We start from the raw sequence: 22,633 nt of genomic DNA on the forward strand, positions 1-22,633 counted from the left end.
GGCCGCCCGCTGATGGGGGGCGGGTGACCATGGGGGGCCTGTCCGCCCCCTGGTCAGCCCTGGGCTGGTTCGCCGAGGTGGCTGGCGTGAAAGCGCAGGTGCTCCTCGATGAAGCTCGCCACGAAGTAGTAGCTGTGGTCATAGCCGGCATGGCGATGAAGCGCCAGGGGCCACTCCTTGGCGGTCGCGATCTCGGCCAGAGCGTCTATGCCGAGCTGCTCCGTCAGGAAGGGGTCGTCCAGCCCCACGTCCACCCGGGTCGGCAGGGGCTGGCTGTCGTGGTGGCGCAGCAGCTGGCAGGCGTCCCACTCCTGCCACAGCAAGGGGTTGTTGCCGAGATAGGCGCCGAGGGCCTTCTGGCCCCAGGGGGCGCGGCTCGGGTGGCTGATGGGGCTGAAGGCCGACACCGAGCGGTAGCGGCCGGGTTCCCGCAGGGCGGCGATCAGGGCGCCGTGGCCCCCCATGGAGTGGCCGCTGATGGCGCGCCTGGTCGAGACCGGGAAGTGGGTCTCGATGAGCTCGGGCAGCTCCCGGGTGACGTAGTCATACATCTGGTAGTGCGCCCGCCAGGGGTGCTGGGTGGCGTTGACATAGAAGCCGGCCCCCATGCCGAGATCGTAACCGGGGTCGTCCGGGATCCCCTCGCCGCGGGGGCTGGTGTCCGGCGCCACCAGGGCGATGCCGAGCTCGGCGGCGATGCGCTGGGCCCCCGCCTTCTGCATGAAGTTCTCGTCGGTGCAGGTGAGGCCGGAGAGCCAGTAGAGCACGGGCACCTTCTGGCCGGTGAGGGCCTGGGGCGGCAGATAGATGGCGAAGCGCATCTCGCAATCGAGCACGGTGGAGGGGTGGCGATACTGCTTGTGCCAGCCGCCGAAGCTCTTGTTGCTGCTGATGATGTCCAGATTCATGGAAGGACTCCTTGCCCCGCCCATGTATCTATGGGCGGGGCTCTCATGGGATCAGTAGTGGATGACGGTGCGGATGCTCTTGCCTTCGTGCATCAGATCGAAGGCCTCGTTGATCTGCTCGAGGGGCATGGTGTGGGTGATGAAGTCGTCGAGGCGGAACTCACCCTGCATGTAGCGCTGCACATAGCTCGGCAGTTCGCTGCGACCGCGCACCCCGCCGAAGGCGCTGCCGCGCCAGACCCGGCCTGTGACCAGCTGGAACGGACGGGTGCTGATCTCCTGGCCCGCGCCGGCCACGCCTATGATGACCGACTCGCCCCAGCCCTTGTGGCAGCACTCCAGCGCCGCACGCATCACCTTGACGTTGCCGATGCACTCGAAGGAGAAGTCGACGCCGCCGTCGGTCATCTCGACGATCACCTCCTGGATGGGCTTGTCGAACTTGTTCGGGTTGATGCAGTCGGTGGCGCCCAGCTTGCGGGCAAGCTCGAACTTGCTCTCGTTGATGTCGATGGCGATGATGCGGCCGGCCTTGGCGAGACGCGCGCCTATGATGGCGGAGAGGCCTATGCCCCCCAGCCCGAAGATGGCGACGCTCTCACCCTCCTTCACCTTGGCGGTGTTCATCACGGCACCTATGCCGGTGGTGACGCCGCAGCCGAGCAGGCAGACCTCTTCCAGGGGGGCGGCCGGGTCCACCTTGGCGATGGAGATCTCCGGCAGTACCGTGTATTCGCTGAAGGTGGAGGTGCCCATGTAGTGATAGATGGGCTGGCCATCTTTCGAGAAGCGGGTGGTGCCGTCCGGCATCAGCCCCTTGCCCTGGGTGGCGCGGATCTTCTGGCACAGGTTGGTCTTGCCGGACTTGCAGAACTTGCACTCGCCGCACTCGGGGGTGTAGAGCGGGATCACGTGATCCCCCACCTTGACGCTGGTGACGCCCTCGCCGACGGATTCGACGATGCCGCCCCCCTCATGGCCCAGGATGCAGGGGAAGACCCCTTCCGGATCTTCACCAGACAGCGTGAAGGCGTCGGTGTGGCAGACGCCGGTGGCGACGATCCGCACCCGCACCTCGCCAGCCTGGGGCGGCATGACCTCGACCTCTTCGATGGAGAGGGGCTGACCCGGTCCCCAGGCGATGGCGGCTTTACACTTGATGCTCTGAACCTGTGCCATGAATGATGTCCTCGTGGTTGTGTGGGTGAACGGAAATGAGTTCGGACATTCAGTGTAGTTTCCCGCCGATTTGGTGATAATAAGGCTAAATATCAAATCACTTTTACACACAGGTAATAATGTTCGGCTGGGAAGGGGTCTGTGAATTTGTCAGCGTGGCGGAGCAGGGGGGCTTTACCCCGGCCGCCCGCAAGCTGGGGGTGTCGGTGGCGCAAGTCAGCCGGCAGGTGGCGCAGCTGGAAGACAGGCTGCAGGCCAAGCTGCTGCTGCGCACTACCCGTCAGGTGCGGCTCACCGAGCTCGGCGAGATCTACTTTCGCCACTGTCGCCAGTTGCTGGACAACCTCTACGAGGCGGAGCTGGCACTGGGACGCCATCAGGCGGTGCCGCAAGGGTCCCTGCGCATCACGGCCCCCGTCTCCTACGGCGAGAGTCGCATAGCCCCCCTGGTGAACGACTTCATGGTGCGCTTCCCCCAGCTGGAGGTGACCCTCAACCTCACCAACCAGTTGCTGGATCTGGTGCACGAGGGGTTCGATCTGGCGATCCGCCTCGGCCACCTGAAGGACTCGACCCTGGTGGCCCGCAAGCTGGCCCAGCGGGTGCCCTATGTGTGCGCCTCGCCGGCCTATACCGCCCGCCACGGCATGCCCAACAGCCTCTCCGAGCTGGCCCGCCACCACTGCCTGGTGGGCAACGGCGACGAGTGGCACTTCACTCTGGACGGTAAACCCCACAGCGTGCGGGTGCGCGGCCTGCTCCACTGCAACAGCGGCCACGCCCTGCTGGACGCGGCGCTCAAGGGGATAGGCATCATCCAGCTGCCGGACTACTACGTGAGCGAGCACCTGGCCCGGGGAGATCTCATCGAGCTGTTGCCGGAGCTGCGGGCGCCCGAGGAGGGGATCTGGGCCCTCTATCCCCACAACCGCCACCTCTCCCCCAAGGTGCGGCTGCTGGTGGACTACCTCGCCGAGCGGCTCAGCGATCCCGCCCAGCCGGCGCTGGTGCGCCCCATAGGTTGACGCCCGGATGACAACAGGCGCCTCATAAAAAACCGCTGCCCCCCCGGCTATCCGCGCCGATATGGCACAGTTTGACTCCCTTTGTCAGCCCCCCAGCCTGGGTTGTCATCGTCCTGTCCGGCGGGCACGCCCTGTGGAACCCCCCCGCCAGCACAAAGCTCCGTCCGCTCCCCTGATACCGGCGCAGTAGACAGCAGATCCTGCAGCGGCCCCCACCGGACGGGGGGACGGCCGCACCAGACGGGCAAATTCGCCGGTCAGCCTCCTTGGCTAGACTGGACCGGTCGTCTTATGACACCCATTTGGCACTTTTGCCCGCCACTCTATCTGGAAGGATCCGATATGAAACCCTTGTTGACCGCCCTCTTGCTCCCCCTGCTGCCCCTCGCCGCACAGGCCGCCGAACCCGTCTGGATCACGGTCGGTGCCGACAGCGGCGTCGAACTCAAGCAGGTCAAGGCCAGGCTGGCCCCCCTGTTCAGCGCCAGCGGTGCCCCCATCCAGCTGGCCCAGGTCGAGGCGAGCGAGCTTGGCACCCTCTCCCACCTGATGCACGAAGGGCACCAGCGCTGCGGCGGCTACGTGGTGCACAGCACCCTGGCCGACGCCCTGCAGAGCATGGCCCAGCCCATCAGCCAGAACCTGTTCAGCGCGCCGCCGCTGACCCAGGGGGCCAGCGTCAACCGGCTGCTGCCCCATCTGGATCAGGGCAAGATAGTCGGCACCATCAGCCAGCTCTCGAGCTGGCGCAACCGCTACTACACCACCACCACAGGGGTGCAGTCGGCGGACTGGGTGGCCGGCCAGTGGCAGAGTCTGAGCGCGACCCTGCCCTGGGCCAGCGTCAGCCGGGTCAAGCACAGCGGCTATCCGCAGCAATCCGTGGTGCTGACCCTCAAGGGCAGCCGCTACCCGGACGAAGTGGTGGTACTCGGCGGCCACCTCGACTCCACCGCGGGCGCCGCCCCGAGCAGCCGCACCCTGGCCCCCGGCGCCGACGACGATGCCTCCGGCATCGCTACCCTGACCGAGGTGCTGCGGGTCATCGCCGAGCAGGGCCGCCAGCCGGAGCGCACCCTGCAGTTCATCGGCTATGCGGCGGAGGAGGTGGGGCTGCGCGGCTCCAAGGACATCGCCACCCGCTACAAGGCGGCCAATACCAAGGTGCTGGCGGCGCTGCAACTGGACATGACCAACTACCAGGGATCGGCGGAAGATATCGTCTTCATGACCGACTACACCGACCAGGGGCTGACCGGCTATCTGGCCCAACTGCTCGACGCCTACCTGCCCCAGATCCGCTACGGCTACGACAGCTGCGGTTACGGCTGCTCGGATCACGCCTCCTGGCACAATCAGGGCTACCCGGCCGCCATGCCGTTCGAGTCGCGCTTCAACGACTACAACCCCAAGATCCACACCGCCCAGGACACCTTGCAGAACTCGGATCCCTCAGCCTCACACGCCCTCAAGTTCGCCCAGCTGGCCACCAGCTTCGCCATCGAGATGGGCAAGATAAACTGAGGTGCCAGGGGGAATGAACCGCGTAAAAAAAGGCCCACATTCGTGGGCCTTCTTGCATTTTTGGTATGGGCGAAGCGCTATTCCCGCTCCTTGACATAGGGGGTGCCGAGGGCCTTGGGGGCCACCGCCTTGCCGATGAAGCCGGCCAGCAGGAAGACCGTCAAGATGTAGGGCAGCGCCTCTATGGCCTGCACCGGGATCGGGAAGTCGCCTATGCTGACCCCCTGCAACCGGATGGCGACAGCGTCGAGGAAGCCGAACAGCAGGCAGGCCGCCATGGCGTTCCAGGGGCGCCACTTGCCGAACACCAGGGCCGCCAGCGCCATGAAGCCCTTGCCCGCGCTCATGTTGGGGATGAACTGGGCGGTCTGGGCTACCGCCAGATAGGTGCCCCCGATCCCCGCCAGCAGGCCGCCGATGATGAGCGCCGTGTAGCGCATCCGCACCACGGAGATACCTGCGGTATCCACCGCCGCCGGGGCCTCGCCCACCGCCCGCAGCCGCAGGCCGAAGCGGGTACGGAACAGCACCCACCAGGCCAGGGGCACGGCGGCGAACGCCACGTACTCCAGCAGGGAGTGACCGCTCAGCAGCTCGCTGTAGAGCTGGCCGATGACGGGCACGTCATAGAGCTCCTTGGCGAAGGGCAGATCGATGGGGGCGAAACGGGCATCGCCGGAGAGCGCCGGGGTCTGACCCCCCTGATCGAACCAGTAACGGCCCAGGGTGACGGTCAGACCGGCCGCCAGTATGTTGATGGCCATGCCGCTCACCACCTGATCCCCGCGGTGGGTGATGGTGGCGAAGCCGTGCAGCAGGGCGAACAGGATGGAGACACCCACCCCGGCACCCAGCCCAATCCAGGCGGAGCCGGAGACGGCGGCCGCGGCCGCACTGGCGAAGGCCGCCGCCAGCAGCTTGCCCTCCAGGGCGATGTTGACCACCCCGGAGCGCTCGCAGAACATGCCCGCCATGGCCGCCAGAATAAGCGGCGGCGCGGTACGTATGGTGGCGTCCAACATCAGGATCAGCATTTCGAACATGATCAGACTCCCTTCACTTGTGCGGTTGAGCGGTTGGCAAACGCCAGGTAGGCCTGCTCGATGCGCGGACGCAGCATGTGCTCAAGGGCGCCACAGAACAGGATCACCAGACCCTGCAGCACCACCACTATGTTGCGATCCACCCCGAACTCGAAGCTGAGCTCGGCGCCACCCTGATAGAGGAAGCCGAACAGCAGGCTGGCGATGATGACGCCGACCGGGTGGTTGCGACCCATCAGGGCCACCGCGATGCCGGTGAAGCCGAAGCCTTCCACGAAGTTGAGCTTGATCTGGTGCAGCTCGCCCTGCAGCACGTTGAGGGCGAAGAAGCCCGCTAGCATGCCGGAGATCACCATGGCCAGGATCACCACCTTGGGGTAGGAGATGCCCGCATAGGCGGAGGCGCTCTGGCTGGCGCCCACCGAGCGGATCTCGTAGCCCCAGCGGGTATGCCAGATGAAGACCCACACCAGGGCCGCGCAGATCAGCGCCCAGAAGAAGCTGATGTTGAGGGGGCTGTTCGGCATCTCCACACCGAAACCGGCTGCCAGTTCGCTCATCTTCGGCAGCCAGCTCGCCACGGCGAACACCTTGCTCTCCGTGGCCATGGATCCTGGCGGCTTGAAGACGTCGACCAGCAGGTAGGCCATCAGGGAGGCGGCGATGAAGTTGAACATGATGGTGGTGATGACGATGTGGCTGCCCCGCTTGGCTTGCAGCCAGGCCGGGATGAAGGCCCAGGCCGCACCGAACAGGCCACCGGCTATGATGGCGAGCGGCAGCAGCAGGGCGAACGGCAGCACGTCCCCGAGCAGCAGACAGACCAGCCCCACACCCAGGCCGCCGATATAGGCCTGCCCCTCACCGCCGATGTTGAACAGGCCGGCGTGGAAGGCCACCGCCACCGCCAGACCGGTGAAGATGAAGCCGGTGGCGTAGTAGAGGGTGAAGCCTATCCCCTCGCCGGTGCCGAAGGCGCCATACCACATGATCTCGGCGGCATCGATCGGGTTGATGTCGAGGTAGTAGAACAGGATGGCCGACACCAGGAAGGCCAGCAGGATGTTGACCGCGGGCAGCACGCCCACGGAGATCCAGGCAGGAATACGTACTTGGCTCATCAGTGGGCCTCCTTGGCAATCTCGTCAGGCACGGGTGTGTTGACCATCATCAGACCCCATGTTTCACGGCAGGATACCTGGTTCATGATGCGGCTCCTTCGGGTTGGCTTGCCGCCACCTCGTCGGGAACGATATTTGCCATCATCAGACCTATGGTGCGCTCATCCGCCTTGGCGCCATCCAGCTCGCCGACGATGCGGCCGTCGGCGATGACCAGGATGCGGTCAGAGAGGCTCATGATCTCGTCGAGCTCCACCGACACCAGCAGCACCGCCTTGCCCTTGTCGCGCATGGCGATGATCTGCTGGTGGATGTACTCGATGGCGCCGATGTCGACGCCCCGGGTCGGCTGGCCGACCAGCAGCACATCCGGGTCCTGCTCCACTTCCCGGGCGATCACCAGCTTCTGCTGGTTGCCGCCGGAGAAGTTGGCAGTCTTGTGCTCGGGATGGGGCGGGCGCACGTCCCACTTGTCCATTTTGGCCTGGCAATCCTGCAGGATCGCCTCTTTGTTCTGCAGCCAGCCCTTGTTGTACTGGGTGCGGCGGTGATAACCGAGGATGAAGGCCTCTTTCGCCTCGAAGCGGTTGATGAGCCCCATCTTGTGGCGGTCTTCCGGGATGTGGCCGAGACCGAAGTTACGCACCCGCTCCGGATCGGCCGGATGGCTCAGGCTCACCTCGTGGTTCTGGGCTCCGGCGATGGTGAAGCTGCCCTTGCTGGGCTTGAGGATGCCGCCGAGCAGGCTGAGCAGCTCGGACTGGCCGTTGCCGGAGACCCCGGCGATGCCGACCACTTCCCCGGCGCGCACCGCGAAGCTGACGGACTTGACCCGCTCCACCCCGGCGTCATCGACGTAAGAGAGGCCATCGACCTTGAGCTTGGCTTCGCCCGGCTGGGCGGTGCCCTTGTCGACCTTGAGGCGCACCTTGCGGCCCACCATCAGCTCGGCGAGCTGCTCCTTGTCGGTGTCCTTGGTGGCGACGTGGGCCACCATCTCCCCCCGGCGCATGATGGAAACCTGATCCGTGATGGCCAGGATCTCCCGCAGCTTGTGGGTGATGAGGATGATGGTCGCCCCCTGATCCCGCAGCTTTTTCAGCACCTCGAACAGGTGATCCGCCTCCTGCGGGGTCAGCACCCCGGTGGGCTCGTCGAGGATCAGGATGCGGGCGCCGCGATAGAGCGCCTTGAGGATCTCGACCCGCTGTTGCAGGCCCACCGGCAGATCCTCGACTTTCTCGTGCAGCGGCACCTCGAGACCATAGTCCCGGGCCAGCTCGCCGAGCAGTTTCTCGGCCGCCGCCAGGCTCTTGCCCAGGTGCCAGCCGTTTTCCGCGCCGAGGATCACGTTTTCTAAAACAGTAAAATTGTTCACCAGCATAAAGTGCTGGTGCACCATGCCCACCCCTGCGGCAATCGCATCTTGGGAGCCATGGGGTTTGAAGGGGTTGCCGTCGATCAGCATCTCGCCTTTGTCGGCGTGGTAGAAACCGTAGATGATGCTCATCAGGGTCGACTTGCCGGCGCCATTTTCGCCGACGATGCCGTGAATGCTGCCTTTACGAACCTGAAGGTCGATCTGCTTGTTGGCGTAAACCTCGCCAAAGCGCTTATCGATACCTCTTAATTCGATGGCATAGCGATCTGTCTGGTCCATGATGCAGTCCTTGCGGGTCATGAAGTAGAGACTAAAAACCGGCCCGTGCGGGCCGGTCTGGGTTGAGAGTCGTAGCAGAGACTCGGTACTCGCAGTATCAGTACTTACAGGAGTTGTCGCTCATGTAGTCGTGCACCTTGATCTTGCCGGCGATGATGTCGGCCTTGATGCTTTCGACCTTGGCCTTCATTTCCGGGGTGATCAGCTTGGCGTTGTTCTCGTCCAGCGCCCAGTCAACACCGCCTTCCGCCAGACCCAGGGTCTGGATGCCCGGCTTCCAGCTGCCTTTGGCGGCGTCATCCCAGGACTTGTAAGCGGCCAGGCCAACATCCTTGACCATGGAGGTCAGCATGGTGCCAGGTTGCAGGTGGTTCTGGTTGGAATCCACGCCGATGGCCAGCTTGCCTTCGTCCTTGGCAGCCTGATAGACACCGATACCGGTACCGCCGGCGGCGGCATAGACCACGTCGGCGCCCTTGGCGAACTGGGACTTGGCGAGCTCCGCACCCTTGGCCGGGTCGGCGAAGGCCGCCGGGGTGGAGCCGGTCATGTTCTGGTACACGTCGATCTTCGGATTGATGTACTTGGCGCCCTGCTCATAGCCGCACTGGAATTTGCGGATCAGCGGGATGTCCATGCCGCCCACGAAGCCGACCTTGCCGCTCTTGGAGGCGATGGCCGCCAGGGCACCCACCAGGAAGGAGCCTTCATGCTCCTTGAAGATGAGGGACTGTACGTTCGGCTTGTCGACCACCATGTCGATGATGGTGAACTGGGTTTTCGGGAATTCGGTGGCAACCTTCTCTACCGCGGAACCCATGTTGAAGCCGACGGCGACGATGGGGCCGTTGCCACGGCTGGCCAGACGGCGCAGGCCCTGCTCGCGCTGGGCTTCGTTCTGAGGTTCGAACTCCTTGACCTTGACGCCTTTGTCCTTGTTGTAGACTTCGACGCCGTTGCGGAACACGGCTTCGTTGAAGGACTTGTCGAATTTGCCAGCGGTGTCATAGATGACGGCGGGCTCGGAGGCTGCCTGGGCAGAAAGGGCAGCGAGGGTGAGGGCGGCCACGGTGGCCAGCTTGAGCACTTTAGTCACGATCGTATCCTTGATTGTTATGTGAGGGTCCACAACCTGTCTTGGCAGGTCATAAAGCACGCTGGCTAACTGTAAGTGAGCCAGCCTGTGGGTCAAGGGGATCATAGAGGAAAAACGTTTGCGTTAACGGTTTGAAATATAAGCAAATTGCTTTATAAGTGTTTGTTTTTAGGTTTGTTTGCAGAGTTAAATGCTGCGATTAATAGGCGCCAAATGACATTTGTGTTTCTATTCATGAGGTTATACGCAAGCGTTTTCCTCCGGCGATGAAAAAAGAGGTGTCCATCGGCACCAAATCATGAGAGAGGATACCGCTCCTGTCACCGAGTGGTCTGCAGCGGTGAGCCGAGCGTTATTAATCCGGCACCATGGCGTGGCTGCTGATTTATTGATGCAAATACCCCCAGAGTTGCCCGCCAGGTTTGTGCCGCTCCTCCGATCGCGGTTGTCGTTGGTGACAATGACCACACTCATATGGAAATGCATTGGTATTTTTCATATGAGTACGCTAGGGTGTGCCCGAATTGATTGCGCCCCCAGGATGGGGGCGTATTTTTTACATTTGTTCGGGTGATAAAAATGAAAAAAAACGTGCTGAGTATGGCTGTGGCTTGTGTGCTTTCCGGTGTCATGTTGACCGCTTGCGGGGGCGGTGGTGACGATAATGGGGGCGGCAACAGTGGTGGTAGCAATAACGGCGGTGGCACCGACACGGGCAGCAAGCCCCAGCATACAGCCGTCTTTCTGGATTCGGTCGTGGGTGGCCTCGACTATCGGTGTGACGACTACGTTGGTGTGACCAACGCCAAGGGTGAATTCCTGTTTGATGATGGTGACAACTGCTCCTTCGCACTGGGTAACCAGCCTCTGGGTTCCGTGACGCTCAAGGCGGGCAACTCGCTGGTGACACCATATACCCTGGCCGGTGACGACAAGGAGAGAGCGATCCGCATTGCCGCATTGCTGCAGACGCTCGACAGCGACAGCAAGCCAGAAAATGGCATCACCCTCGACAAGGCGCAGGTCGCGCAACTGGGGATCATCGAACTGGGTAGCGACGACGCCTTCAACACCTCACTGGTCGAGGCGCTGAAGACTGCGGGTCTGACCAAGGACGTCGTCTCCCTGGCCGCCGCGAAAGACCACCTCTCCGCCACCCTGGCAGGGGTCAATGGCCGCTCTGTCGCGGTCGACAAGGTACTCTCCGATCTGCAGGGGCTGACCGACCTGAAGAATCTGGATGTCGAGAGCAAGCTCAAGGATTACAAAGGCACGCTGCAGGCTGAAACCACAGACACTGGCAAGGTAGATCGCCAGATTGTGCTGGCCATGCTGACCATGCTCGAAGTGACCAACAACCCCGTGGTTGCCGAGCGCCTGGGCTTCACATCTTCCGCCATTGGCAATGGTTACAGTACCAATCTGGCCAAGGTGATCGATGTGATCATCCACACCCCCGGCACCGCTGCCGTGGCGCTCAAAGGTGGCAAGGGTTACACCCGTGACGTGGCCCAGCTGATGGGCGCCTATGCCGACAGCATGGAAAAAGTCGCCGCTACCCTGGCCGACATCCAGGATCCGGATTACAGCGCTACCTATGGTGACGACGAGTCTGTCACCCTCAACTTCGACGGCGCCAAGGCCCTGCGGGCTTCGGCGATGGCGATGGCATCGGCACTCAATATTGCCGCCTCCTACCAGTACGGTCCGGACAATGCCTATGCCACCCAGGAAGAAGAGGTGACCTTGCCACGCATGCACATCAAACAGTCCTGGGGCATGCAGCCCAGCACCACTTATGAAGAGAGCGCCAGCACCTTCGAAGCCCAGTTCAGCCAGCTGGAGATCGAGCCGGACAACCTGGTGAATCATGCCGACTTCTTCCGTTTGACCGATGATGCCAAGGTGCGTTTGGGCAAGGCCAAGGCGCAGCTGAACGGTGCAGTGGCCATCGCTCTGACCATCGATCAAAGCAAGCTGGACGAGTCGCTGACCCAGGACGAGATCGATGCCAATGCCGCGACCTTGAAGCAGCTGGCCGACCATTTCTCGGGCAAGGTGGCCACTATCCAGTGGGAAGATACCGAGACCAAGTATGTCAACACCGGCATGAGTTGGGAGCCTCAGGACGTAGGGGTGAAGTACAACATCAACGTGCTGCCGTTCTTTGATGAGATGCTGGATCGCAATGATGTGACCATCAAGGTGGCGGGCGCCTGCGCTGGCTCTGTGGGCGAGCGGGATGCCGAACTGTCCAAGGCAATGGGTATGCCCATGTGCCTCATCTCGAGCGACGAGTTCAAGGCACTTGCCCAGAGCGATCGCGGTGCATTGGAGTACATCGGTTGGATGCAGGAAGCTCAAGACAGCCACACCACCATCTATGCCAAGGGTGTGAGCTATGACTGGTCAACCCGGATGACGCCGCTGGCCGGTTCGACCTTTGACAAGGTCTTTGTGTCTTGTACCGATCTGGATGACAGCAAGGTCAGCTGTGCCGATCAGCTGTAAACAAGGCAAAGCGCTCCTGTTGGGAGCGCTCTTTTTGCTGATGCCGGCGGCGCAAGCTGCCGGTATGTTGGCACGCTACAAGGATTATCGGGAGCGTGTCTTCGATCGTCAGGGTCAGTTGCAATATCAATTGATCACCCGCGAATACTTGCAGCGGATGCCCAGCGGGCGTCCGTCATTGTCCAGTCTCTTTGCGTTGCGAGAACTGCAACGTGAGTCACTGCAGTTGAAACAAGGCACCTTGATGGTGGACACCGCCATAGTGCGCTTCCAGCATGGGTATTATCAGGATGGCCAGCTCATGATGGGCGGCACGGAAGTGACCCTGCCTGAAGGCCGTTTGCACGCAGCCTCCCTTCGTTTTGACCCTGTCCATCAGGTGTTGGATGCACCACGCGCCATGCTGCTCAGCTTTTCCGGTGATGTGTTGGGCCAATATCGGGACTATCACCGCCCCCTTCGTTGATCCTGCAGGTTGGTCTCTGGCCGCTCAGGCCGTATAATCCCCGCCTGTATAAATAAACAGGAGTGGTGATGGACGTTTCAACCCTGCTCGACGGGCTCAACGACAAGCAAAGAGACGCGGTGGCGGCCCCTCGCAGCAATCTGCTGGTGCTGGCGGGCGCCGGCTCGGGCAAGACCCGGGTGCTGGTGCACCGTATCGCCTGGCTGATGCAGGTGGAGCGTTGCTCACCCTTCTCCATCATCGCCGTGACCTTTACCAACAAGGCGGCGGCCGAGATGCGCGGCCGGGTCGAGAAGGTGATAGGCGACGGCGTGCGCGGCATGTGGATAGGCACCTTCCACGGCATCGCCCACCGCCTGCTGCGGGCCCACCATCTGGATGCGGGGCTGCCCCAGGACTTCCAGATCCTCGACTCCGACGATCAGTACCGCCTCATTCGCCGGGTGCTCAAGGCGCTCAACCTCGACGAGAAGCACTGGGCCCCCCGCGCCGTGATGGGCTACATCAACGGCAAGAAGGATGAGGGCTTGCGCCCCGGCGACATCGACCTCTACGGCGACCCCGTCACCCGCACCTATCAGCAGATCTACAAGACCTATCAGGAGACCTGCGATCGCTCCGGTCTGGTGGATTTTGCCGAGCTCCTGCTGCGCGCCCACGAGCTGTGGCTGAACAAGCCCCACATCCTCGAGCACTACCGCGACCGCTTCCAGAACATACTGGTGGACGAGTTCCAGGACACCAACGGCATCCAGTACGCCTGGCTGCGGATGCTGGCAGGGGAGTCCGGCAAGGTGATGATCGTCGGCGACGATGACCAGTCCATCTACGGCTGGCGCGGCGCCAAGATAGAGAACATCCAGCGCTTCCTGACCGACTATCAGGGGGCCGAGACCATTCGCCTCGAGCAGAACTACCGCTCCACCGCCAATATCCTGAAAGCCGCCAACAGCGTCATCGCCAACAACGCCGAGCGGCTCGGCAAGGAGCTGTGGACCGAAGGGGCCGAGGGGGATCCGATTTCGCTGTATGCCGCCTTCAACGAGGTGGACGAGGCGCGCTTCGTGGTCGGCCGCCTCAAGGACTGGAAAGAGAAAGGCGGCCTGCTCGCCGACTGCGCCATCCTCTATCGCTCCAACGCCCAGTCACGGGTGCTGGAAGAGGCGCTGATGCAGGACGCCATGCCCTATCGCATCTACGGTGGCCTGCGCTTCTTCGAGCGCCAGGAAATCAAGGACGCCATGGCCTACCTGCGCCTTATCAACAACAGAGGCGACGACGCCAGCTTCGAGCGTGTCGTCAACACCCCGACCCGTGGCATAGGCGATCGCACCCTGGAGATACTGCGCAACAACGCCCGGGATCAGGGCCAGAACCTGTGGCAGTCGGCCAAGACCCTGCTGAACGACAAGGTGCTGACCGGTCGCGCCGGTAACGCGGTGCGCGGCTTCGTGGATCTCATCGATGCCCTGGAAGAACAGGTCGGCATGCTGCCCCTGCACCAGCAGGCGGATATCGCCATCCAGAATTCCGGCCTCAAGGCGATGTATCTGGCGGAAAAAGGCGAGAAATCCCAGGCGCGGGTAGAGAACCTGGACGAACTGGTCACCGCCTGCCGCCAGTACCAGCGTCCGGACGAGCTGGAAGAGATGAGCGATCTCTCCGCCTTCCTCGCCCACGCGGCGCTGGAATCCGGCGAGAATCAGGCGGACGAATACGCCGATGCGGTGCAGCTGATGACGCTGCACAGCGCCAAGGGGCTGGAATATCCCCTAGTGCTGCTGGTCGGCGTGGAAGAGGGCATGTTCCCCAGCCAGCAATCCACCGAGGAGTCGGGCCGGCTGGAAGAGGAGCGGCGTCTCTGTTACGTGGGCATGACCCGCGCCATGGAGAAGCTCTACATCTGTTATGCCGAGAGCCGCCGCATCTACGGCCGCGAGATGTTCCACAAGCCGAGCCGCTTTATCCGCGAGATGCCCGCCGAGTGTCTGGAAGAGATCCGGCTGCGCACCCAGGTCAGCAGACCCACCCAGTACGGGCGCTTTAGCCAGAACGAGGTGCAGCAGAGCTTCGACGCCAGCGGCATCAAGCTTGGCCAGCGGGTGCTCCATCCGAAATTTGGGGAAGGAATCGTGCTCAACTTCGAGGGGGTCGGCCAGCAGAGTCGGGTGCAGATCCAGTTCGACGACGTCGGCGCCAAGTGGCTGGTGACGGCGTATGCCCGCCTTGAGGCGTTGTAACTTCTCTGCCTTTTGATGCAATCAACCCGGCTTTAGGCCGGGTTGGTTATTATTTACATGCCCCAGAAACTTGTATTCTGCGTATTCCTATATACGTGCTGCTATGAGGTTAACTTTACGTATCATATAGAATGAAATGCTAATTTATGATGCAATAACATTGATGTTTTACCTATTTGTGATGCGTAAGCCTTGCAAGCATGATTTCATTTTGATAGCGTCACGTTCGGCTTATGGGCAGATTTTGGATCGCGGATCGCGATCAGTGAAAATAATGTCCGGAAGGACTTGCCCTTGCGACTTGGCGAGTCGCGCTACACGAGATGAGTGCGTAGGAGTGCCCATAAGCCACTTCACATCTTCGAGTGATTATCAATTCTATGAAAAAATTAGATGCTCTCCGAGCAGCAAAAACAAAGCCAGAACTCGCGCATCTTTTAGGTGTTAAGCCTTCATCACTAACTTTTTTATTATATAAGCTAAAGCCATCAACTCAATACTCCAGCTTTGATATCCCTAAAAAAAATGGTGGTAGCAGAACAATCCACGCACCATCTAAAAAGCTAAAAAAACTACAGTCTTCTTTATCTAATTACCTTCAAGACTGCATTGACGAAATAAACAGTGCAAAACCGGCCTTTTCAGATAAAAAGAAATTTATAAAAATTGACAAAGATAGAGTTTTGGATGGCAAGACGAAAAATTTCACTGAATATAAATTCATATCTACCCTCTCGCATGGCTTTGTGCGTGAACGATCCATTATCACTAATGCGCTAATGCATCTAAATAAAAGAAATGTCCTTAATATAGATCTAAAGGACTTCTTTGAAAGTTTTAACTTTGGGCGAGTAAGAGGCTTTTTCATATCAAATAGAAATTTTTGCCTTGATCCCGACATTGCAACAGTGATTGCACAAATTGCTTGTTATGATAATAAACTTCCTCAAGGAAGTCCTTGCTCCCCAGTTATAACAAACCTAATCTCTCATATCTTGGACATTCAACTGGCTGCATTAGCCAAAGCCAACTCTTGTGTTTACTCGCGGTATGCTGATGATATTACTTTTTCTACTCGTGAGAGAGTTTTTCCTAGTGACATTATGAGCATTGAAGCAGGCGAGTACATTGTAGGAAGAAAGCTAAGAGGCATAATAAAAAGAGCTGGGTTTTCTTTAAATGAAAAAAAGACTCGAATCCAGTTTAAAGACTCTCGCCAAGATGTCACAGGCTTGGTTGTAAACAAGAAACCAAACGTAAAAAAAGAATATTGGCGCACAATAAAATCCCAGTGTCATTCTCTTTTTAAAAATGGAACTTTCACAACAAAAAGAGGTAATGATATCGTCGAGGGAAATATCTCTGAGCTAGAGGGGCATCTTAATTTTATTGATCATATTGACTTCTATAATCGGCACCGTCAAAAACCTCACATTAGTCCAGAGATCGCTTTATTTAATCCAGGCATAAATACCCGAGCACTTCTTAATGGCAGAGAGAAAACATTCAGCCATTTTCTTTACTACCGATATTTCTATGCGCATGATAAACCGACAATAATTTGCGAAGGAAAGACTGATAACATATATATAAAATTAGCTCTGAACAAACTTGTGGCAGACTATCCTACTCTTGCTAAACCTAAATCTTCGACGTCAGCATATAAGCCTTTAATTTCTATATTTAAGTATAGTAAGCGTACTCGTTTTTTACTCCAGCTGTATGGTGGGACATCGTACCTGAAAGATTTCATAGAAAATTTCAAGAAACAATTTGATTTTTTCAAAGCCCCTACACCAGACTTTCCTGTTATTATCATATTAGATAATGATGACGGATTTGATAAAATTGATGCTCTACTGAAGAATAAAAAACTCGCCACACCTTATCCTATTCGCGAGGATGGTGCGGTTCAAAATAGATTTAGAGTCGCGGAGTTTATACATGTATGCGAAAACTTATATCTAGTTCTAACGCCATTAGGGATGTCAGATAAAAAGTCAGCTATAGAAGATTTATTCGATAACGAAGTATTAAAAGAGGAGGTTTCTGGTAAAAAGTTTAATTCTTCCAACAGTAAAATTGATATTAAAAAAGAATACGGAAAAGAGATCTTTGCGAAAAAAGTTATCTTGGCTAAACGAAATAGCATCGATTTTTCTGGCTTCAAAGTCCTGTTAGACAGAATCGTAAAATGTCTTGATCATTATAATACATACAAAGGGGCATAGGCTTAATGGACGATACGTAATAGGATAAATATGAATTGAACCTGTTCAAAAATATGCCGTTGGGTATTTTTTCCTTATCGCCACCCAACGGCAAATAGACTGCCATTCTAAATTAAATGATAAAGTATCACAGCTAAATTCAAGAACATAATTTTATATTACTTTCTTTCATCTCAATAATAAAATCAAGCAACTGTATCTTTTCATCTGCCCTAATTATTGCATTGTGAAATAAAAACCCAAAAATATACAAAGCTATAGATGCATATGCAATGGGCTCAACCCAAGATGGTACATTGTTATTCCCTAGTTGCCCAAATGACATAAACATCGCAACCAACCCAGGAAACAGTCCTATCTTTTCGATGCCACCTATTAATAGTGAAATCTTATTGCTAAGTACATTTCTCTCTGCTTTTAATCTATTCAATATATATTTAATTTCTTGAGTAGAACGATACATTAGTGCTCGATAAAGCACCGGTTCATAACGAACTGTAACAACGGTGTTACTTATTATTAGACTAAATGGCCTAGAAAATAACTCTAGAAAATCTAGCCTATTTATAAAGATCATCATTATGTTTTGAGTGAGAATACCAGCATACGATATGGCAAGGAAAAATAGGCCGATGAAAATCACAATGTCGTTATTTAAAAACCATTTTATAATTAGGAGCAGCATAGATATTAAAAAAGGGCAAATCACAGCATACCTGAATACCCAATTAATATGGCGTTCTTTTTTCTTGGTTATTTCATTTCTTTTTCTTATTTCATAACGATAATGGCTATTTATAATTGATAAAACAGTAGTTCCATATCCTTTTTTAAAAGTCATAATTAAAAACATCCAAGTTCTACGGGTATAAATATATTTATCTCCGCCATATATCATGGCTGGGCTCAACTTACTTAACCAACTTGCTCTCCATCACCCCTTGCTTGCCCTCCTCTTCACTGACCTGGCTCAGCTTGGAGCGGGTCATTAGTAGGTCCATTTTGACCTCCTGCCATACGTAGTAGTTTTTACCCGCCTCGGTACTGAGGGTCAGGGTGGCATCGTTCTTCGACATGTAAGAGATGCGGCTGCCCGGCGCCCTCTGTTTTGGTTGTAAGAAAGATGAATAAAGGTTCGCATGGGGCCTTGCTGGCACGCAACCGCTCAGACTGGTATCGATGTGACGGGATTCAATATTTCGGCAATTAACGGACATGGTGCGGCACTTTGACGATGCGGTGAACCGCGGCATACTGCCCCGTCACCAGATGGGAGTCATTGATGTCTACAAGGATGCCGACACTGCAACGGTTGAGGTTGTGGTTGTTGCGAAAATCGGCGCTGGCGTTGCTGACCAGCCTGCTGTTTTTGCTTTCGTTCACCCTGTTCCAGTACGCTTCCTGGTGGCCAACGCTGACAGACAATGCATTCCTTGTGTGGGGCGGCTCCTATCAAGGAGATACCTTTGCCGAGCTGGCTCTGCCCATGCTGAAGCTGGGTACCTTTCTGGGCACACTCTTCTGGCCCCTGTTTCTGCTGACGCCCCGCCCGCTGTTGGTGCCGCTCTTTGCCGGGCTCTGGTTGTGGCAGACCTATGACATCGCCTTTATGACGGCGACCGCCTCGACCTGGCTGCCCCACGAGATCATCCGGACCTTTATCCTGCCCCACACCCACTGGCTGCTGCTCACCCTGCTGGCGCCGTTGCTGCTGATCCGCCAGCTCGGCAGGCGACTATTTGCTGATACATCGGCAACGCAGGCAGGGGGCGTCATCCTGGACGAAGGGCGGTAGCCAGAGGGATCGATGACGCGAACGTCCGATTCCGCGATCGTCCGATTACGCTTCGCTAATCGAACCTACATGCAGGCGGGTTCCAACAGGTGAAGACCCCAGGCTCACCTGTCTGGCTCACCTCAGCTGAAACGCCTTGACGATAAATTCGATAAAGAGCCGCACCTTGGGGGACTGCTCCTTGTGGAAGGGGTAGACGGCGAACAGGGCGTGGGGGTCGGGTTGCCAGTCGGGGAGCAGCTTCACCAGGGTGCCGTCCGCCAGTTCGCTCGACACGAACTCTTTGGGCACCAGGATCACCCCAAGCCCCTGCACGGCCGCCTGTTTCAGGGCGATGCCGTTGTTGGCGCAGAAGCTGGCGGGCTTCAACTCCACCGCCACGCTCTCCGCCTCCCGGGTGAAGAACCACTTGCGGGGTGAGGACGAGAGGCTGTAGAGCAGGCAGTTGTGGGTCTTGAGATCCTCAGGCCGGGCGGGCTTGCCCGCCTCCTCGAGGTAGTCGGGGGCGGCGCAGAGCACTCGCCGCACCTCGCACAGGGGTTTGGCGCGCAGGGTGGAGTCATCGAGCGCTGCAGCCCCCCGGATCACCACGTCCAGCCCCTGGTCCACCAGATCCATGTAGGCGTCGCTCAGGATCACCTCGATGCTGATCGCCGGATAGCGGCGCTGGAACTCGCAGATCAGCGGGTTGAGGCGGATCAGCCCGTAAGACATGGGCACGCCGACCCTCAGCCTGCCCCTGGGGGTGAAGGAGGCGGCCATGATGGACTGGTCGGCGGCCTCCAGGCTGTCCAGCACGCCGCATATCTGGCCGTAGTAGGCCATGCCGGATTCGGTGACGCTCAACCGCCGGGTGGTGCGGTTGATGAGCGCGATGCCGAGAAAGGCTTCCAGCTCGTTGATGTTCTTGCTGACCGCCGCCTGAGAGAGGTGCAGGTCGTCCGCCGCCGCCTTGAAGGTGCCCATCTCCACCACCCGGCGAAAGACGTTCAGCGCCGTGATCTTGTTCATCCTGCCCCCGTTAATTCACCACTGGTAAATGATGCTGCCATCATTGCGCACTTTAATCGCGATAGTGCGGATTGCAAGGAGGGCCATCGGCAGCCCGCCATCATGGAAACGCGGGGCAAGACGAGGCGGCCGGGCTGCTGCCCGACCGCCCGATCCATGGAGGAGGCTTATTGCGCCTTGCCCGGTGCGGGGGGCAGGGTGATGCCGACATCGGCCCAGGGGTTGGTGCCGAGCAGCTGGGCGTGGGGCACGTCGGCCTGGTAGCGCATGGTGAACGCCTTTGGGCCATGGGCGAAGGCCACCAGCAGCCCCTGTCTGGCATCCATCAGCCCGGCGTGCATGCCGAGTCCGTGATAGCTGACTCGCACGGCCTTGTCCTGAAGTCCCACCTTGTCGATCTGGAAGCGGGCAATGCTGCCGTCTTTCAGGGTAAAGCCCCAGCGGAAGGGGCCGCCGCTGACTACCGTCATCACCTCGTCGATGTCGGTGCCGTCCTCTGCGGAGTTGACGTGCATGCGGCCATATTTGCCGAGCACGGCGCTGCGGGTGCGCTCGTCCAGCGCCATCAGGTCATAGACCTTGGGGTAGGGGCCGACGCCTGTCTCTTCGGTGGCGACGCCGCCCCCTTGCACCGCGGGCTCGCGCCCTGCGAGCCTGGCCTGCTCCAGCAGCTCCCCCTGACTCAGGTTGAAGGCCGCAATCAGGGCGCCGTGCTCAGCCCGGGTCAGGGCGCGGCGGTGGGAGGCTTCGAGCAGCGGCCTGGCGGTCTCGGGAATGTCGACGGTGACCACGTTGACGCCTATGGGGTTGAGCACCCCGTTGACCGCCTCGACCCCGGTGACGGCGGGGCGGCCATCGCTGAACTGCACCGAGACAAGGTCACCGGCGAAGGTGTTGAAAGAGAGGGCCGAGGCGATGGCGCCGGCCAGCAAAGGGACGTGGGGGAATTTCATATCAGACTCCTCGTTAAGGTTCGAGAAGCAGTCTAGGGCGCTGGAGTGTTCACTGAAATGACACTTATCTGATATCAAAATTCACTGACAGTAATGAATGGCAGGGTGAGAGGTGGGCGGGAGCTGCCGCTATGTGAGCGAGGCGCTCTCTGCCGGCGTGGCGGGCGCAGGAAGGGGGGAGGGGGGGTCTGCCGTCCATGCCGTACTACCGCCAGGTCAAATAAAAAGCAAAGGGTGATGATCCAGTCATTAGCGAGCTGCATATGCCCGTGGGGACCAACCAATGGAGAATGACCAGATGAAATGGATTCAACGTTGTGCCGCACTGGCTATGGTATTGGGTCTGGCCGCATGCGGAGGCAGTGAAAATGACAGCAGTCCGCCCAATGCCGCCATCAGGATCAGCCACTTGGCTCCGGATGCCCCCAAGGTGAATGTCAATGTCGACGGTGCGCCTTTGCTGACGGCCGTCGACTATGGCTCAAGCAGCGGGCTCAAGCCGGTTGCCGCTGGCAGCCACGAGGTGGCGGTGGACGGGATCTTGCCGAGCGGCACCTCGACCGTCATAGGCCCGGTCTCCCTCGACCTCAAACCCGACACCCAGTACGACGTGCTGGCGGTCGGCAAACTGGCTGGCAGTGGTGATACCGCCTTCGGCCCGCTGGTGATTGAGCGACCGAACCAGGGGCCAACGGGGGGCGATATTCGCGTGCAGGTGCTGCATGCCGCACCGGGTGCTCCGGCCGTCGACATCCATGTCACCGCGCCGGGGGCCGCCCTGACCAGCCCGACGCTGGCCAACATTCCGTTCAAGACCCATAGCGACCCCCTCACCCTGCCGGCAGGCGAATACCAGATCAGGCTGACCCTGCCGGGGACAGTGGATGTGGTGTATGACTCGGGCCCACTGCCGCTCAATGCCGGGGCTGATCTGCTGATCGCGGCGATCGACAACCTGGGAGCGGGGCCAAGCCCGGTGCAGTTGCTCGCCATAGACGGTGCTGGCGCCACCCCCCTGCTGTCTGCCGATGAGCAGGCTCAGTTGAGGGTGGTCCATGGGGTTGCCGACGCCCCGGCCGTGGACATCCGGGTCAATGGCGTGGCGCCGACCGCAGCCCCGCTGCAGGGGTTGGCGTTCAAGGGGAATACCGGGTATCTGGAGCTGGCCGCCGCCGATTATGACTTTGTGGTCACGCCAACCGGGGCCGCTACGCCGGAAGTCATCAATGCCGGCGACGTGCCGCTCAAGGCGGGGGTGCGCTACTCCCTGTTTGCCGTGGGCCAGTTGCTGGATCCTGCCGGTGAAACCATAGAGCCCTTGCTGCTGACCGACAGCGGTCGCGCGGTGGCGACGGAGGCACAACTTCGCGTGCTTCATGCGGCGCCCACGGCTCCGGCGGTGGATGTCTATCTGACGACGGGGTCGGACATCAGCAGCGCCACCCCAGTACTCAAGGCGGTGCCCTTCAAGGCAGACAGCGGCTATCTTGCGGTTGCCGCCGGGGATTACCAGGTCACCGTCACCGCCTCGGGTGACAAGAGCCCTGTCATCGGCCCCCTGCCGGTCACCCTGGCCAATGGTCAGGTGCTGACAGCCGCTGCCCTGTCTGACAGCGTCGGTGGCGTGGATCCCGAGCTGCTGATCCTGGATGACGTCAGCAGCAAGTGATGATCCTCTGCGAGTCAGCCGACTCGCAACCTGACCCAGACTGAGCCCCTCAGTCTGGGTCTTTTTATGGCCTGTCGACATCCTGGCGGAGCTGGAACCCTGGCTATCCGGGGTCGCGATCCAAAAGATGCTGCCAGCATCGAGCCGCAAGGCCCGGGTTGTGGTATGACTCGGGGCGTCACCAAACAGAACCTGTCGGGG

Annotated in this window: 18 protein-coding genes and 1 pseudogene; 8 read left to right on the top strand and 11 right to left on the bottom strand. The window is 59.1% G+C overall.

Going from position 1 to position 22,633, the window contains the following annotated elements; all coding sequences use genetic code 11:
• Positions 1-53 precede the first annotated feature (53 nt).
• On the bottom strand, positions 54-908 hold the full coding sequence (gene fghA, locus HB860_RS19470) for an S-formylglutathione hydrolase (RefSeq protein ID WP_247627670.1): 855 nt from the start codon (positions 906-908) through the stop codon (positions 54-56).
• 51 nt (positions 909-959) lie between these two features.
• A complete protein-coding gene (locus HB860_RS19475) occupies positions 960-2,087 on the bottom strand; it encodes an S-(hydroxymethyl)glutathione dehydrogenase/class III alcohol dehydrogenase (RefSeq protein WP_247627671.1) in 1,128 nt (375 codons plus the stop codon).
• A 119-nt stretch (positions 2,088-2,206) separates the two neighbouring features.
• On the opposite strand from HB860_RS19475, the gene HB860_RS19480 reads away from it, so the two are divergent.
• Positions 2,207-3,112: a LysR substrate-binding domain-containing protein gene (locus tag HB860_RS19480; protein WP_247627672.1), complete on the top strand. Its 906-nt coding sequence runs from the start codon at positions 2,207-2,209 to the stop codon at positions 3,110-3,112.
• Positions 3,113-3,454: 342 nt separating this feature from the next.
• Positions 3,455-4,636, top strand: coding sequence for a M28 family metallopeptidase (locus HB860_RS19485; RefSeq protein WP_247627673.1), 1,182 nt, complete (start codon positions 3,455-3,457; stop codon positions 4,634-4,636).
• Between the two features lie 77 nt (positions 4,637-4,713).
• Here HB860_RS19485 and HB860_RS19490 read toward each other — a convergent pair whose 3' ends face one another.
• The 4 genes from HB860_RS19490 to HB860_RS19505 form a co-directional block, all read right to left on the bottom strand.
• A complete protein-coding gene (locus HB860_RS19490; protein WP_025325295.1) occupies positions 4,714-5,679 on the bottom strand; it encodes an ABC transporter permease in 966 nt (321 codons plus the stop codon).
• 2 nt (positions 5,680-5,681) lie between these two features.
• On the bottom strand, positions 5,682-6,800 hold the full coding sequence (locus tag HB860_RS19495) for an ABC transporter permease (RefSeq protein ID WP_202047911.1): 1,119 nt from the start codon (positions 6,798-6,800) through the stop codon (positions 5,682-5,684).
• Between the two features lie 82 nt (positions 6,801-6,882).
• Entirely contained in the window at positions 6,883-8,460 is a 1,578-nt protein-coding gene (locus HB860_RS19500) for an ABC transporter ATP-binding protein (RefSeq protein WP_247627674.1), read from the bottom strand.
• Positions 8,461-8,557: 97 nt separating this feature from the next.
• Positions 8,558-9,556, bottom strand: coding sequence for a BMP family lipoprotein (locus HB860_RS19505; protein ID WP_005326140.1), 999 nt, complete (start codon positions 9,554-9,556; stop codon positions 8,558-8,560).
• Between the two features lie 630 nt (positions 9,557-10,186).
• On the opposite strand from HB860_RS19505, the gene HB860_RS19510 reads away from it, so the two are divergent.
• From HB860_RS19510 to HB860_RS19525, 4 genes are all read left to right on the top strand, one after another.
• Entirely contained in the window at positions 10,187-12,067 is a 1,881-nt protein-coding gene (locus tag HB860_RS19510) for a hypothetical protein (RefSeq protein WP_247627675.1), read from the top strand.
• A complete protein-coding gene (locus tag HB860_RS19515) occupies positions 12,051-12,533 on the top strand; it encodes a hypothetical protein (RefSeq protein WP_139437730.1) in 483 nt (160 codons plus the stop codon). The genes HB860_RS19510 and HB860_RS19515 overlap by 17 nt, the downstream gene beginning before the upstream one ends.
• A 68-nt stretch (positions 12,534-12,601) precedes the next feature.
• Positions 12,602-14,773 (top strand): DNA helicase II, encoded by a 2,172-nt coding sequence (gene uvrD, locus HB860_RS19520; protein WP_247627676.1) that lies wholly within the window; start codon positions 12,602-12,604, stop codon positions 14,771-14,773.
• A gap of 380 nt (positions 14,774-15,153) precedes the next feature.
• Entirely contained in the window at positions 15,154-17,004 is a 1,851-nt protein-coding gene (locus tag HB860_RS19525; RefSeq protein WP_247627677.1) for a retron Ec67 family RNA-directed DNA polymerase/endonuclease, read from the top strand.
• Between the two features lie 139 nt (positions 17,005-17,143).
• Here HB860_RS19525 and HB860_RS19530 read toward each other — a convergent pair whose 3' ends face one another.
• The 3 genes and pseudogenes from HB860_RS19530 to HB860_RS19540 form a co-directional block, all read right to left on the bottom strand.
• The gene (locus tag HB860_RS19530) at positions 17,144-17,914 is read right to left on the bottom strand and encodes a hypothetical protein (protein WP_247627678.1); all 771 of its coding nucleotides are present in this window, start codon (positions 17,912-17,914) and stop codon (positions 17,144-17,146) included.
• Position 17,915: 1 nt separating this feature from the next.
• A pseudogene (locus tag HB860_RS19535) lies at positions 17,916-18,113 on the bottom strand (DUF2846 domain-containing protein); the annotation flags it as partial.
• A gap of 97 nt (positions 18,114-18,210) precedes the next feature.
• A complete protein-coding gene (locus HB860_RS19540) occupies positions 18,211-18,387 on the bottom strand; it encodes a hypothetical protein (protein WP_247627680.1) in 177 nt (58 codons plus the stop codon).
• Here HB860_RS19540 and HB860_RS22325 point away from each other — a divergent pair.
• Positions 18,317-18,799, top strand: coding sequence for a hypothetical protein (locus HB860_RS22325; RefSeq protein WP_348773050.1), 483 nt, complete (start codon positions 18,317-18,319; stop codon positions 18,797-18,799). The genes HB860_RS19540 and HB860_RS22325 overlap by 71 nt on opposite strands.
• Positions 18,800-18,916: 117 nt before the next feature.
• On the opposite strand, the gene HB860_RS19550 is transcribed toward HB860_RS22325, so the two are convergent.
• Positions 18,917-19,810, bottom strand: coding sequence for a LysR family transcriptional regulator (locus HB860_RS19550; RefSeq protein WP_247627682.1), 894 nt, complete (start codon positions 19,808-19,810; stop codon positions 18,917-18,919).
• A gap of 167 nt (positions 19,811-19,977) precedes the next feature.
• Positions 19,978-20,763 carry a hypothetical protein gene (locus HB860_RS19555; protein WP_247627683.1) on the bottom strand — a complete coding sequence of 262 codons (786 nt, stop codon included), beginning with the start codon at positions 20,761-20,763 and terminating at the stop codon, positions 19,978-19,980.
• Positions 20,764-21,061: 298 nt separating this feature from the next.
• Here HB860_RS19555 and HB860_RS19560 point away from each other — a divergent pair, with 298 nt between their 5' ends.
• Positions 21,062-22,432: a DUF4397 domain-containing protein gene (locus HB860_RS19560; protein WP_247627684.1), complete on the top strand. Its 1,371-nt coding sequence runs from the start codon at positions 21,062-21,064 to the stop codon at positions 22,430-22,432.
• The last annotated feature ends 201 nt before the right edge of the window (positions 22,433-22,633 follow it).

Source organism: Aeromonas genomosp. paramedia (assembly GCF_023093515.1).
Taxonomy (GTDB): Bacteria; Pseudomonadota; Gammaproteobacteria; order Enterobacterales; family Aeromonadaceae; genus Aeromonas.